The organism is Streptomyces taklimakanensis (genome assembly GCF_009709575.1).
Lineage (GTDB): Bacteria > Actinomycetota > Actinomycetes > Streptomycetales > Streptomycetaceae > Streptomyces > Streptomyces taklimakanensis.
Map to the genome: position 1 here is coordinate 3,558,833 of NZ_WIXO01000001.1, position 12,454 is coordinate 3,571,286.

23 protein-coding genes and 1 pseudogene are annotated in these 12,454 nt (G+C 68.2%); all 24 read left to right on the forward strand.

Annotated features, from left to right (window positions below; translation table 11 throughout):
• Positions 1-34: 34 nt before the first annotated feature.
• A pseudogene (locus F0L17_RS27610) lies at positions 35-709 on the forward strand (DUF5753 domain-containing protein); the annotation flags it as partial.
• Between the two features lie 92 nt (positions 710-801).
• Positions 802-1,377 (forward strand): hypothetical protein, encoded by a 576-nt coding sequence (locus F0L17_RS15815; protein WP_155071584.1) that lies wholly within the window; start codon positions 802-804, stop codon positions 1,375-1,377.
• A 127-nt stretch (positions 1,378-1,504) separates the two neighbouring features.
• Complete coding sequence (locus F0L17_RS15820) at positions 1,505-2,032, forward strand: SMI1/KNR4 family protein (protein WP_155071585.1); 528 nt, start codon at positions 1,505-1,507, stop codon at positions 2,030-2,032.
• 28 nt (positions 2,033-2,060) lie between these two features.
• Positions 2,061-2,648, forward strand: coding sequence for an SMI1/KNR4 family protein (locus F0L17_RS15825; RefSeq protein ID WP_338018265.1), 588 nt, complete (start codon positions 2,061-2,063; stop codon positions 2,646-2,648).
• 556 nt (positions 2,649-3,204) lie between these two features.
• A complete protein-coding gene (gene rpsJ, locus F0L17_RS15830; protein WP_004571821.1) occupies positions 3,205-3,513 on the forward strand; it encodes a 30S ribosomal protein S10 in 309 nt (102 codons plus the stop codon).
• 14 nt (positions 3,514-3,527) lie between these two features.
• Positions 3,528-4,175, forward strand: a complete 648-nt coding sequence (gene rplC, locus F0L17_RS15835) for a 50S ribosomal protein L3 (protein ID WP_155071587.1) — start codon at positions 3,528-3,530, stop codon at positions 4,173-4,175.
• A gap of 8 nt (positions 4,176-4,183) precedes the next feature.
• The gene (gene rplD, locus F0L17_RS15840; RefSeq protein WP_155071588.1) at positions 4,184-4,837 is read left to right on the forward strand and encodes a 50S ribosomal protein L4; all 654 of its coding nucleotides are present in this window, start codon (positions 4,184-4,186) and stop codon (positions 4,835-4,837) included.
• Positions 4,837-5,160 (forward strand): 50S ribosomal protein L23, encoded by a 324-nt coding sequence (rplW, locus tag F0L17_RS15845; RefSeq protein ID WP_155071589.1) that lies wholly within the window; start codon positions 4,837-4,839, stop codon positions 5,158-5,160. Before rplD ends, rplW begins: the two co-directional genes overlap by 1 nt.
• A gap of 40 nt (positions 5,161-5,200) precedes the next feature.
• The gene (gene rplB, locus F0L17_RS15850) at positions 5,201-6,037 is read left to right on the forward strand and encodes a 50S ribosomal protein L2 (RefSeq protein WP_155071590.1); all 837 of its coding nucleotides are present in this window, start codon (positions 5,201-5,203) and stop codon (positions 6,035-6,037) included.
• A 14-nt stretch (positions 6,038-6,051) separates the two neighbouring features.
• On the forward strand, positions 6,052-6,333 hold the full coding sequence (rpsS, locus tag F0L17_RS15855; RefSeq protein ID WP_093660601.1) for a 30S ribosomal protein S19: 282 nt from the start codon (positions 6,052-6,054) through the stop codon (positions 6,331-6,333).
• 44 nt (positions 6,334-6,377) lie between these two features.
• The gene (gene rplV / locus F0L17_RS15860; RefSeq protein ID WP_028420772.1) at positions 6,378-6,725 is read left to right on the forward strand and encodes a 50S ribosomal protein L22; all 348 of its coding nucleotides are present in this window, start codon (positions 6,378-6,380) and stop codon (positions 6,723-6,725) included.
• Positions 6,725-7,540 (forward strand): 30S ribosomal protein S3, encoded by an 816-nt coding sequence (gene rpsC / locus F0L17_RS15865; protein WP_155071591.1) that lies wholly within the window; start codon positions 6,725-6,727, stop codon positions 7,538-7,540. Before rplV ends, rpsC begins: the two co-directional genes overlap by 1 nt.
• Positions 7,541-7,545: 5 nt before the next feature.
• Complete coding sequence (gene rplP, locus F0L17_RS15870; RefSeq protein WP_031510592.1) at positions 7,546-7,965, forward strand: 50S ribosomal protein L16; 420 nt, start codon at positions 7,546-7,548, stop codon at positions 7,963-7,965.
• On the forward strand, positions 7,965-8,189 hold the full coding sequence (gene rpmC / locus F0L17_RS15875; protein WP_155071592.1) for a 50S ribosomal protein L29: 225 nt from the start codon (positions 7,965-7,967) through the stop codon (positions 8,187-8,189). Before rplP ends, rpmC begins: the two co-directional genes overlap by 1 nt.
• Positions 8,189-8,476 carry a 30S ribosomal protein S17 gene (gene rpsQ, locus F0L17_RS15880; protein WP_155071593.1) on the forward strand — a complete coding sequence of 96 codons (288 nt, stop codon included), beginning with the start codon at positions 8,189-8,191 and terminating at the stop codon, positions 8,474-8,476. The genes rpmC and rpsQ overlap by 1 nt, the downstream gene beginning before the upstream one ends.
• A 101-nt stretch (positions 8,477-8,577) precedes the next feature.
• Positions 8,578-8,946, forward strand: a complete 369-nt coding sequence (gene rplN, locus F0L17_RS15885; protein WP_055718836.1) for a 50S ribosomal protein L14 — start codon at positions 8,578-8,580, stop codon at positions 8,944-8,946.
• Positions 8,947-8,949: 3 nt separating this feature from the next.
• Positions 8,950-9,273 carry a 50S ribosomal protein L24 gene (gene rplX / locus F0L17_RS15890; RefSeq protein WP_155071594.1) on the forward strand — a complete coding sequence of 108 codons (324 nt, stop codon included), beginning with the start codon at positions 8,950-8,952 and terminating at the stop codon, positions 9,271-9,273.
• On the forward strand, positions 9,273-9,836 hold the full coding sequence (gene rplE / locus F0L17_RS15895; RefSeq protein WP_155071595.1) for a 50S ribosomal protein L5: 564 nt from the start codon (positions 9,273-9,275) through the stop codon (positions 9,834-9,836). Before rplX ends, rplE begins: the two co-directional genes overlap by 1 nt.
• Before the next feature lie 3 nt (positions 9,837-9,839).
• Entirely contained in the window at positions 9,840-10,025 is a 186-nt protein-coding gene (locus tag F0L17_RS15900; protein WP_004571834.1) for a type Z 30S ribosomal protein S14, read from the forward strand.
• 247 nt (positions 10,026-10,272) lie between these two features.
• The gene (gene rpsH, locus F0L17_RS15910; RefSeq protein WP_155071596.1) at positions 10,273-10,671 is read left to right on the forward strand and encodes a 30S ribosomal protein S8; all 399 of its coding nucleotides are present in this window, start codon (positions 10,273-10,275) and stop codon (positions 10,669-10,671) included.
• Positions 10,672-10,695: 24 nt separating this feature from the next.
• Positions 10,696-11,235 carry a 50S ribosomal protein L6 gene (gene rplF / locus F0L17_RS15915; RefSeq protein WP_155071597.1) on the forward strand — a complete coding sequence of 180 codons (540 nt, stop codon included), beginning with the start codon at positions 10,696-10,698 and terminating at the stop codon, positions 11,233-11,235.
• Between the two features lie 3 nt (positions 11,236-11,238).
• The gene (rplR, locus tag F0L17_RS15920) at positions 11,239-11,622 is read left to right on the forward strand and encodes a 50S ribosomal protein L18 (protein WP_155071598.1); all 384 of its coding nucleotides are present in this window, start codon (positions 11,239-11,241) and stop codon (positions 11,620-11,622) included.
• A 43-nt stretch (positions 11,623-11,665) separates the two neighbouring features.
• Positions 11,666-12,271 (forward strand): 30S ribosomal protein S5, encoded by a 606-nt coding sequence (gene rpsE / locus F0L17_RS15925; RefSeq protein WP_093660621.1) that lies wholly within the window; start codon positions 11,666-11,668, stop codon positions 12,269-12,271.
• A complete protein-coding gene (gene rpmD / locus F0L17_RS15930) occupies positions 12,271-12,453 on the forward strand; it encodes a 50S ribosomal protein L30 (protein WP_155071599.1) in 183 nt (60 codons plus the stop codon). Before rpsE ends, rpmD begins: the two co-directional genes overlap by 1 nt.
• Position 12,454: the final 1 nt, after the last annotated feature.

Here is a 12,454-nt window from a genome sequence, read left to right on the forward strand (position 1 = left end):
GGCAGGGTCACTCGGTGGTCTGCTCGATCTGGCCGTCGAGTGGGCCAGGCGCCTGCCGCACCCGGAGTTCCTGGCCAAGGCCGACCAGCTCCTGGGCGCGGGCGGCAAGCTCGTGGCACTGAAGGACGAAGTGGCGGAGGCGCGGTACCCGAAGAAGGTCCGCGACCTGGCCAAGGGAGGCCGAAGCCGTCGGGTTGGGTGCCTACGGCAGCCACGACATCCACGGCCTGTTGCAGACGGAGGAGTACGCGAGAGCGCTGTTCGACATGCGGAGGCCTGCCTACTCCAAGGATGATCTCGAACGGCACGTGGCGGCTCGTATGGCTCGACTGGAGATCTTCGAGCGAACGCCCGCCCCCGCGCTGACCTTTGTCCTGGACGAGGCGACGCTTCGGCGCCCGCTCGGAGGCAGAATGGTGCTGCGCCGCCGGCTCGAACACCTGCTGGGAATCGCCGGTTGAGGCATGTCGAGATCCAGATGATGCCACTGGACCGCGAGGACCATGCAGGGATGGGAGGCCAACTCCAAGTGCTGAAGCCGAGGGACGGCGCAGCAGTGGGGTACTCCGAGGCGCATGCGTCGAGGTCGCAGCCACCGGCCACCCCCGGCACCGTCCACGTTCGCGACTCCAAGGACGTGCAGGGCCCGCGGCTCGCCTTCGCGCCGGCCGTATGGGTCGACTTCCTGTCGCGCACGGCGGGCCGCTGACACCGCCCCGTCCCACCGCGCCGTCGTGCGCCGGGGAACGGCCGGCTAGGATCGCCGGACCGGAAACCGGACCCGGACCACGAGGGGGAGACATGCGCAAGACGGTCACCGGACTGGCCGTGGTGGCGGCGACCGCGCTGCTGGCGGGCTGTGGCAGTGGTGGTGGGAGCGACGACGCGGCGGCGGGGGAGAAGGACAACGCCGCGGAGGCGTCCGCGCGGCCGTCGGACGGCGGCGGGCAGGACGGGGGCGGCAGCGGCGGCGCGGAGGGGGACAGGGAGTCCTCCGAAGCTTCCGGTGGCGCGTCCGGTGGTGGCAAGGGCGACGGAGGCGGCGGAGGCGGCGGAGGCGACAAGGGCGCCGGTGGCGGTGAGGTCACGCGCACGGTGACCCTTGAGGTCGAGGGCGACGGGAAGACGCAGATCTACTACACCGCCGGCACCAACGAGACCGAGCAGGCCACCCTCCCGTGGCGCAAGACGGTCGAGCTGTCCCTGACGGAGGCCGAGCGGAAGGCCGGTGTCCTGGTGTCGATCGTGCCGGGCACGGTGATGAACGATGCCGGCGAGTTCGCGGCCGCGTCGTGTGTCATCAAGGTCGACGGCAGGAAGGTCGACGACAACGGGAACGGCAAGGACGTCTCCGGCTGCGAGTACAAGGTGAGGTAGCGGCGTCCACGGGGGTCGACGCGAACGACGTTCGGCGACCGTCGGACAGGGCAGCGCCGGAGGCCTCCCGTCGCTGCCGGCGGACCGACCCGGGGCTCCGGTCGAACTCGGCCGAGGGAGAGCAGCGATGGAGTGGGTGGAGAAGCTCGCGGCCGCGGTGGACTGGCAGCCGCGCGACCTCGACATCGAGTGGGAGCGTGTCGAGTCCCGGCTCGGGACGCCTCTGCCCTCCGACTTCAAGAGGTTCTGCGAGGTCTTCGGACGGGGACACTTCTCCGATTACCTCACCGTCTACTCGTCGTCCGGGGGCGCCACGGCAGAGGTGGTCGAATCCCTGGAAGGGGACTGGAGAACGATCGAGCAGCACCCGGGCGTGGCCGGCAACTACGAGCCGTACGGCCTGTACCGTCCCGGCGGGACGGGGATCCTCTCGTGGGGGGTCACTGCCACCGCCTGCGATCTCGCGTGGCTGGTCGGAGACGGTGTGGCGCCCGATGACCGGCCGGTCCTCGCCCGTGGCGACGCGAGCGGCTGGAAGCGTCACGAGCTCACCATGAGCGAGTTCGCGTACCGGATCCTGCTCGACGAATCGTTCGACTTCGGTGTCGCCGGCCTCGTCGAGCCCTGCTACCTGCCCCTGCCCGAATGCGCATAGAGGAAGAGGAAGGGGGACCGGCGTGTCCATGGAACGGCTGGCCGCCGCCGCGGGGCTGAACGGTCCCCGCCGCTACGTCGTCGACTGGCAGCGGGTGGAGGCGTCCCTCGGCACCCGGTTGCCGGCGGACTACCGGGAGTATGTGTACTGGTTCGGCCCGGGCAACTTCCAGGACGAGTTCGTCGTCTGTGTACCCGGTGTGGAGAACTCGAACGTGGAGCTGGCGAGCAGGCTCCGCGACGAGCGGGACAGCGGTCGGCTGTGGACGGAAGTATCCGGTGACCCCGTTCCGTTCCCCCTGTTCCCGGAGCCGGCGGGGTGGCTTCCGTTCGCCTTCACCCTGGAAGGCGGCGCCGTGTACTGGGTCACGGAAGGGGAGGACCCGGATCGCTGGACCATCGGTGCCCGTGACCGCATGTGGCGTCCGGAGCGCTTCGACGGCGGGTTCTCGGAGTTCCTCCGCGAGGCGGTCTGGGACACGATCGAACTGGACGCCGTTCAGGAGTACGGGGACGAGCCCCCTCTCGCCTTCCGGCCCTCCGACGGTGCCTGGATCGGTGGGGCCGGGGCTCGGCTGGAGCCGTACGGGTCCTTCGAGGAAGCCGCTGAGGGCTGACCGCCGGACCGGGGCCGGGCTCGGGCCGCCGAGCCGGTTCGGCCCCCCGACGTGTCCGCCGGCCGGTGGGCCCGATGGTCCCGGTGGCGGCCCCGCAGAGGCGCGCGACCTCGGCGATGATCCGACGAACGGGGGTGTCGGGAGCGGCGGGTGTTCGGGGCGGTGCGATTGAGGAGAGTCCCCGCGGGGTACCGTCATGGGTCCGGATTGGCATCGGCACGGCCCCGTGTGGCAGACTGTCCGGGTTGCTCGGTTGAGTGCCGATGCTGCGCGCCTCCCGCCGGGGGGACCGGAAGCGAGTCCCAATGTATTCGTCGCCCCTTGTCAGGGGCGGAAGTACGGGAATCTTCCGGGAAGCGTGGGCGGGGTACCAGCCAGGCGCCCGGTGGGTTTCCTCCCCCGGTTCCGCGGTCTCGCGCACCGCATCCCCAAACAGGGAAGTTCTCCAGGATTTCCATGGTGGCGGGAATGCGACACGCCCGACCGCGTGGGTCGGAGGAGAGCGTGGTCCCGCCGGGTCCCAGAGCGTGACGAGAGACAGGACTACGAAGTAGCCATGGCGGGACAGAAGATCCGCATCCGGCTCAAGGCCTACGACCACGAGGTCATCGACACCTCGGCGAAGAAGATCGTCGAGACGGTGACCCGTACTGGTGCGTCGGTCGCGGGCCCGGTGCCGCTGCCCACAGAGAAGAACGTGTACTGCGTCATCAAGTCGCCGCACAAGTACAAGGACTCGCGCGAGCACTTCGAGATGCGTACCCACAAGCGCCTGATCGACATCCTCGACCCGACGCCCAAGACCGTTGACTCGCTGATGCGCCTGGACCTGCCGGCCGGCGTCGACATCGAGATCAAGCTCTGAGAGGCCCGGTAGAGATGACCACCAAGCAGATCAAGGGTGTCCTGGGCGAGAAGCTCGGCATGACCCAGGTCTGGGACGAGAACAACCGTGTCGTCCCGGTCACCGTCGTCAAGGCCGGACCCTGTGTCGTCACCCAGGTACGCACCGCAGACAGGGACGGCTACGAGGCCGTCCAGATCGCCTTCGGCGAGATCGACCCGCGCAAGGTGAACAAGCCCCTCAAGGGCCACTTCGCCAAGGCCGACGTGACCCCGCGCCGCCACCTGGTGGAGCTGCGTACCGCCGACGCCGGCGAGTACACGCTCGGCCAGGAGATCACCGCCGAGGTGTTCGACTCCGGCGTCAAGGTCGACGTGACCGGCAAGAGCAAGGGCAAGGGCACCGCCGGTGTCATGAAGCGCCACGGCTTCGGCGGCCTCGGCGCCGGCCACGGCACGCAGCGCAAGCACCGCTCGCCCGGTTCCATCGGTGGCTGCGCCACCCCGGGCCGCGTGTTCAAGGGCCTGCGCATGGCCGGCCGCATGGGCAACGAGCGGGTCACCACCCAGAACCTGACCGTCCACGCCGTTGACGCGGAGAAGGGCCTGCTGCTCATCAAGGGCGCGGTTCCCGGTCCGAACGGCGGCCTCGTCCTGGTCCGTACCGCGGCCAAGGGGGCCTGAGGTAACCGATGAGCACCATTGACATCCTTTCGCCGGCAGGCGACAAGGCCGGGACCGTCGAACTCCCCGCGGAGATCTTCGACGCGCAGGTCAGCGTCCCGCTGATCCACCAGGTCGTCGTCGCACAGCTGGCCGCTGCCCGCCAGGGCACGCACAAGACCAAGACCCGTGGCGAGGTCCGCGGCGGCGGCAAGAAGCCGTACCGCCAGAAGGGCACCGGCCGCGCCCGCCAGGGCTCGACCCGCGCCCCGCAGTTCGCCGGTGGTGGCGTCGTGCACGGTCCCGTGCCGCGTGACTACTCGCAGCGGACCCCGAAGAAGATGAAGGCCGCCGCCCTGCGCGGTGCCCTCTCCGACCGGGCGCGGCACGGCCGCGTTCACGTCGTCACCGGCGTGATCGAGGGCGAGACCCCGTCCACCAAGGCCGCCAAGGCCCTGTTCGGCAAGGTCAGCGAGCGCAAGAACGTGCTCCTGGTCGCCGAGCGGAGCGACGAGGCCGCGTGGCTCTCCGCCCGCAACCTGCCCCAGGTGCACATCCTGGAGCCGGGCCAGCTGAACACCTACGACGTGCTCGTCTCCGACGACGTGGTCTTCACCAAGGCCGCCTTCGAGAGCTTCGTGGCCGGCCGCAAGGCCGTCGAGCGCGAAGGGAGCGACGCCTGATGAGTGAGGCGACCGTCACCAGCAAGACCTTCACCGACCCCCGTGACGTGCTGATCCGTCCGGTGGTCTCGGAGAAGAGCTACGCGCTGCTGGACGAGAACAAGTACACGTTCATCGTCGACCCGCGCGCCAACAAGACCCAGATCAAGCAGGCCGTCGAGGCGGTCTTCTCGGTCAAGGTCACCGGGGTCAACACGATCAACCGGCAGGGCAAGCGCAAGCGCACTCGGACCGGCTACGGCAAGCGCGCCGACACCAGGCGCGCCATCGTGACCCTCGCCGAGGGCGACCGTATCGACATCTTCGGCGGTCCGACCTCCTAACCGGAGGTCGAACCGTCCGATATCGGACGAGGACTGAGAAATGGGTATCCGCAAGTACAAGCCGACGACCCCGGGCCGTCGTGGCTCCAGCGTCGCCGACTTCGTCGAGATCACGCGGTCCACGCCGGAGAAGTCGCTGGTCCGTCCCCTGCACAGCAAGGGCGGCCGTAACAACGCCGGTCGTGTGACCGTCCGCCACCAGGGCGGTGGCCACAAGCGCGCCTACCGGGTGATCGACTTCCGTCGTCACGACAAGGACGGCGTGCCGGCCAAGGTCGCGCACATCGAGTACGACCCCAACCGGACCGCGCGTATCGCGCTGCTGCACTACGCGGACGGCGAGAAGCGCTACATCCTGGCTCCCGCCGGCCTGAAGCAGGGCGCCCGCGTCGAGAACGGCCCCGACGCCGACATCAAGCCCGGCAACAACCTGGCGCTGCGCAACATCCCGGTCGGTACGACCATCCACGCCATCGAGCTGCGGCCCGGCGGCGGCGCGAAGTTCGCCCGCTCCGCGGGTGCCTCCGTGCAGCTGCTGGCGAAGGAGGGCCGCATGGCCCACCTGCGCATGCCCTCCGGTGAGATCCGCCTGGTCGACGTCCGCTGCCGCGCCACCGTCGGCGAGGTCGGCAACGCCGAGCAGTCGAACATCAACTGGGGCAAGGCCGGCCGCATGCGCTGGAAGGGCGTCCGCCCGACCGTCCGCGGTGTGGTCATGAACCCCGTCGACCACCCGCACGGTGGTGGTGAGGGCAAGACCTCCGGTGGTCGTCACCCGGTCTCGCCGTGGGGCAAGAAGGAAGGACGTACTCGCTCGCCGAAGAAGGCCAGCAACAAGTACATCGTCCGCCGCCGCAAGACGAACAAGAAGCGCTAGGAGGCGGGTTTTCGATGCCGCGCAGTCTCAAGAAGGGGCCTTTCGTCGACGACCACCTGATCAAGAAGGTGGACGCCCAGAACGACGCAGGCACCAAGAACGTCATCAAGACCTGGTCCCGCCGCTCGATGATCGTCCCGGCCATGCTGGGCCACACGATCGCGGTGCACGACGGCCGCAAGCACGTCCCGGTGTTCGTCACCGAGTCGATGGTCGGCCACAAGCTCGGCGAGTTCGCGCCGACCCGCACCTTCCGCGGCCATGAGAAGGACGACCGCAAGTCGCGTCGTCGCTGATCTGCGGAAAGCGAAGACCAATGACTGACACCGAAGGGACAACCATGGAAGCCAGGGCCCAGGCGCGGTACATCCGCGTCACGCCCATGAAGGCCCGCCGCGTGGTGGACCTCATCCGTGGCATGGACGCCACGGAGGCTCAGGCGGTCCTGCGTTTCGCCCCGCAGGCCGCGAGCGTGCCCGTCGGCAAGGTGCTCGACAGCGCCATCGCCAACGCCGCGCACAACTACGACCACACGGATGTCGACAGCCTCTACATCTCCGAGGCCTACGTCGACGAGGGCCCGACCCTGAAGCGGTTCCGTCCGCGCGCCCAGGGCCGCGCCTACCGGATCCGTAAGCGGACCAGCCACATCACCGTGGTCGTCAGCAGCAAGGAAGGGACCCGGTAATGGGGCAGAAGGTCAACCCGCACGGGTTCCGGCTCGGCATCACCACGGACTTCAAGTCCCGCTGGTACGCCGACAAGCTGTACAAGGACTACATCAAGGAAGACGTCGAGATCCGTCGCCTGCTCACGCAGGGCATGGAGCGGGCCGGCATCTCCAAGGTGGAGATCGAGCGCACCCGTGACCGCGTCCGCGTGGACGTTCACACCGCCCGTCCGGGCATCGTGATCGGCCGCCGCGGCGCCGAGGCGGAGCGCATCCGCGGTCGGCTCGAGAAGCTGACCGGCAAGCAGATCCAGTTCAACATCCTCGAGGTCAAGAACCCGGAGACGGACGCCCAGCTGGTGGCCCAGGCCGTCGCCGAGCAGCTGTCCTCCCGCGTCTCCTTCCGCCGTGCGATGCGCAAGTCGATGCAGAGCACGATGAAGGCCGGCGCCAAGGGCATCAAGATCCAGTGCGGTGGCCGTCTCGGCGGCGCCGAGATGTCCCGCTCGGAGTTCTACCGCGAGGGCCGCGTTCCCCTGCACACCCTGCGCGCCAACGTCGACTACGGCTTCTTTGAGGCCAAGACGACCTTCGGCCGGATCGGTGTGAAGGTCTGGATCTACAAGGGCGACGTCAAGAACATCGCCGAGGTCCGCGCCGAGAACGCCGCCGCCCGCGCCGGCAACCGCCCGTCGCGCGGTGGTGACCGCCCGCGTCGTGGCGAGCGCCGTGGCCGCAAGCCGCAGCAGGACCGGACCGAGGCTCCCAAGGCCGAGGGCACCGCTGCCGCTCCGGCCGCCGAGAGCACCGGCTCTGCCGGGAAGGAGGCCTGACCGTCATGCTGATCCCCCGCAGGGTCAAGCACCGCAAGCAGCACCACCCCAAGCGCAAGGGCATGGCCAAGGGTGGCACCGAGGTTGCTTTCGGCGAGTACGGCATCCAGGCCGTCACCGGCGCCTACGTGACGAACCGGCAGATCGAGGCCGCTCGTATCTCCATGACCCGTCACATCAAGCGTGGCGGCAAGGTGTGGATCAACATCTACCCGGACCGTCCGCTGACCAAGAAGCCCGCCGAGACCCGCATGGGTTCCGGTAAGGGTTCGCCGGAGTGGTGGGTCGCGAACGTCAAGCCCGGTCGGGTGATGTTCGAGCTGTCCTACCCGAACGAGAAGATTGCTCGTGAGGCGCTTACCCGCGCTGCTCACAAGCTTCCGATGAAGTGCCGGATCGTGCGGCGCGAGGCAGGTGAGTCGTGATGGCGGCCGGTACCAAGGCGAGCGAGCTGCGCGAGCTGAGCGACGACGAACTCGTCGTGAAGCTGCGCGAGGCCAAGGAGGAGCTGTTCAAGCTCCGTTTCCAGGCGGCGACCGGACAGCTGGAGAACAACGGTCGGCTGAAGGCCGTCCGCAAGGACATCGCCCGGATCTACACCCTGATGCGTGAGCGCGAGCTCGGCATCGAGACGGTGGAGAGCGCCTGATGAGCGAGACGAATGTGACTGAGACTGCACAGCAGAACCGCGGCTTCCGCAAGACCCGTGAGGGTCTGGTCGTCAGCGACAAGATGGACAAGACCGTTGTCGTCGCCGTCGAGGACCGCGTCAAGCACGCCCTGTACGGCAAGGTCATCCGCCGTACGAACAAGCTCAAGGCGCACGACGAGCAGAACGCCGCGGGTGTCGGCGACCGCGTCCTCCTGATGGAGACCCGGCCGCTGTCCGCGACGAAGCGCTGGCGCGTCGTCGAGATCCTCGAGAAGGCCAAGTAATCCCCGAGATCCCTCCTCGGGACGAGTTCCGCCAGGCTTGGTGAGGTGCGTGTGTCCGCACACGCACCCACCGGGAACCGGCAGACGATCAGGAGATAGACGTGATCCAGCAGGAGTCGCGACTGCGTGTCGCCGACAACACGGGAGCGAAGGAGATCCTTTGCATCCGTGTTCTCGGTGGCTCCGGCCGCCGCTACGCGGGTATCGGTGACGTCATCGTCGCCACCGTCAAGGACGCGATCCCCGGTGGCAACGTGAAGAAGGGCGACGTCGTCAAGGCCGTCGTCGTGCGCACCGTCAAGGAGCGCCGCCGCCCCGACGGCTCGTACATCCGCTTCGACGAGAACGCCGCCGTCATTCTGAAGAACGACGGCGACCCCCGCGGCACCCGAATCTTCGGCCCGGTCGGCCGTGAGCTGCGCGAGAAGAAGTTCATGAAGATCATCTCCCTCGCGCCGGAGGTGCTGTAACCGATGAAGATCAAGAAGGGCGACCTGGTCCAGGTCATCACCGGCAAGGACAAGGGCAAGCAGGGCAAGGTCATCGCGGCCTTCCCCCGCGAGGACCGCGTCCTGGTCGAGGGTGTCAACCGGGTCAAGAAGCACACCAAGGCCGGCCAGACCGCTCGCGGTTCGAAGACCGGCGGCATCGTGACGACCGAGGCCCCCATCCACGTGAGCAACGTTCAGCTCGTCGTGGAGAAGGACGGCAAGAAGGTCGTCACCCGCGTCGGTTACCGCTTCGACGAGGACGGCAACAAGATCCGCGTTGCCAAGCGGACCGGTGAGGACATCTGATGACTACCGCCACGAACGTGCAGCCGCGTCTGAAGGCGCGCTACCGCGAGGAGATCGTGGGCAAGCTGCGTGACGAATTCAAGTACGAGAACGTCATGCAGATCCCCGGTCTGACCAAGATCGTGGTCAACATGGGTGTGGGCGAGGCCGCCCGCGACTCCAAGCTGATCGAGGGCGCCATCCGCGACCTCGCCACGATCACCGGCCAGAAGCCGGCCGTGACCAAGGCCCGGAAGTCCATCGCGCAGTTCAAGCTGCGCGAGGGTCAGCCGATCGGTGCCCACGTCACCCTCCGGGGTGACCGGATGTGGGAGTTCCTGGACCGCCTGCTGTCGCTCGCGCTGCCGCGCATCCGCGACTTCCGCGGTCTGTCGCCGAAGCAGTTCGACGGCAGGGGCAACTACACCTTCGGTCTCACGGAGCAGGTCATGTTCCACGAGATCGACCAGGACAAGATCGACCGGGTCCGGGGCATGGACATCACCGTGGTCACCACGGCGAACACCGACGAGGAGGGTCGCGCCCTGCTGCGTCACCTCGGATTCCCCTTCAAGGAGGCGTGAGCCGTGGCGAAGAAGGCTCTGATTGCCAAGGCCGCCCGCAAGCCGAAGTTCGCGGTACGCGCGTACACGCGGTGCCAGCGCTGCGGCCGACCCCACTCCGTCTACCGCAAGTTCGGCCTGTGCCGTGTGTGCCTCCGCGAGATGGCGCACCGCGGCGAGCTGCCGGGCGTCACCAAGAGCTCCTGGTAAGTCCGCGCGAGCGGACTTCAGGGAACTCTCGGTAAGAGCATCCTGGCCGGCGAACGCCCTTCCCGCGTGCCCTAGGCTTGTGGGTTGGGCGCTCGCCGCCCATGACCGTCTTACTACGCCGTAGGTCCCCGCACCGCACCCGTCCCGTCGTGTCCGCGTCCCGGCCCAAGTCCGAGGACGAGGACGCGGACGGGGAGAGGGACGGAGCAGACAGGAAACCCCGGCGAGAGAGGCCGAAGGCCATCACATGACCATGACCGATCCGATCGCAGACATGCTGACGCGTCTGCGAAACGCGAACTCGGCGTACCACGACACCGTCGTGATGCCGCACAGCAAGATCAAGTCGCACATCGCGGAGATCCTCCAGCAGGAGGGTTACATCACCGGCTGGAAGGTCGAGGACGCCCAGGTGGGCAAGAACCTCGTCCTGGAGCTGAAGTTCGGGCCGAACCGCGAGCGCTCGATCGCCGGCATCAAGCGCATCAGCAAGCCGGGTCTGCGGGTCTACGCAAAGTCCACCAACCTGCCGAAGGTGCTCGGCGGCCTGGGAGTGGCGATCATCTCCACCTCCCACGGGCTCCTCACCGACAAGCAGGCTCAGAAGAAGGGCGTGGGTGGGGAAGTCCTCGCCTACGTCTGGTAACGGAAGGGAACGGAGGTAAAGCTCATGTCGCGTATCGGCAAGCTCCCCATCCAGGTTCCCGCCGGTGTGGACGTCACCATCGATGGCCGGACGGTCAACGTGAAGGGCCCCAAGGGCGCCCTTTCGCACACCGTCGCCGCGCCCATCGAGGTCGCCAAGGGTGAGGACGGCGTCATCAACGTCACCCGCCCGAACGACGAGAGCCGGAACAAGGCCCTGCACGGTCTGTCCCGCACGCTGGTGGCGAACATGATCACTGGCGTGACCCAGGGCTACAGCAAGCAGCTCGAGATCAGCGGTGTCGGTTACCGCGTCCAGGCCAAGGGCTCCGACCTGGAGTTCTCCCTGGGATACAGCCACCCGATCACGGTGAAGGCGCCGGAGGGCATCTCCTTCAAGGTGGAGTCCCCGACCAAGCTGAGCGTCGAGGGCATCGACAAGCAGAAGGTCGGCGAGGTCGCCGCGAACATCCGCAAGCTGCGCAGGCCCGACCCCTACAAGGCCAAGGGCGTGAAGTACGCGGGCGAGGTCATCCGCCGCAAGGTCGGAAAGGCTGGTAAGTAAGCCATGGCATACGGTGTGAAGATCGCCAAGGGCAGTGCGCGCAAGGCCGCCGCTGTCAAGCGGCGCCACATCCGCGTCCGCAAGAAGGTGTCGGGCACCCCCGAGCGTCCGCGCCTGGTGGTGACGCGCTCCAACCGTCACATGGTGGCGCAGGTCGTCGACGACATCGCGGGTCACACGCTGGCCTCCGCGTCGACGCTGGACAGCTCCATCCGTGGCGGCGAGGGCGACAAGACCACGCTGGCCAAGCAGGTCGGCGCCCTGGTCGCCGAGCGTGCCAAGGCCGCGGGCATCGAGGCCGTCGTGTTCGACCGCGGTGGCAACAAGTACGCCGGGCGGATCGCCGCCCTGGCCGACGCCGCCCGCGAGGCCGGGCTCAAGTTCTGAGCCGGTCCCCACGCAAGCGGACGCATAGAGAGAGGTAATTCCAATGGCTGGACCCCAGCGCCGCGGTGGCGGCGCCGGTGGCGGCGAGCGGCGGGACCGACGGGACCGGCGGGACGGTGGCGCGGCCGCCGAGAAGACCGCGTACGTCGAGCGGGTCGTCGCGATCAACCGCGTCGCCAAGGTTGTGAAGGGTGGTCGTCGCTTCAGCTTCACCGCGCTGGTCGTGGTGGGCGACGGTGACGGCACCGTGGGTGTCGGTTACGGCAAGGCCAAGGAGGTGCCGGCCGCCATCGCCAAGGGTGTGGAGGAGGCCAAGAAGCACTTCTTCAAGGTCCCCCGGATCCAGGGCACCATCCCGCACCCGATCCAGGGTGAGGAGGCCGCGGGTGTCGTCCTGCTCAAGCCGGCCTCGCCCGGTACCGGTGTGATCGCCGGTGGCCCGGTGCGCGCCGTGCTGGAGTGCGCGGGCATCCACGACGTGCTGAGCAAGTCGCTGGGCTCGTCGAACCCCATCAACATCGTGCACGCCACGGTGGCCGCTCTGCGGGGCCTGCAGCGCCCCGAGGAGATCGCCGCCCGCCGTGGCCTGCCGCTGGAGGACGTGGCTCCCGCCGCTCTGCTGCGGGCCCGGGCTGGGGTGAGCGCCTGATGGCTCGCCTGAAGGTCACCCAGACCAAGTCCTACATCGGCAGCAAGCAGAACCACCGTGACACCCTGCGTTCCCTCGGCCTGCGCCGGGTGAACGACACGGTCGTCAAGGAGGACCGTCCCGAGATCCGCGGCATGGTGCAGACCGTCCGCCACCTCGTGACGGTCGAGGAGGTCGACTGAC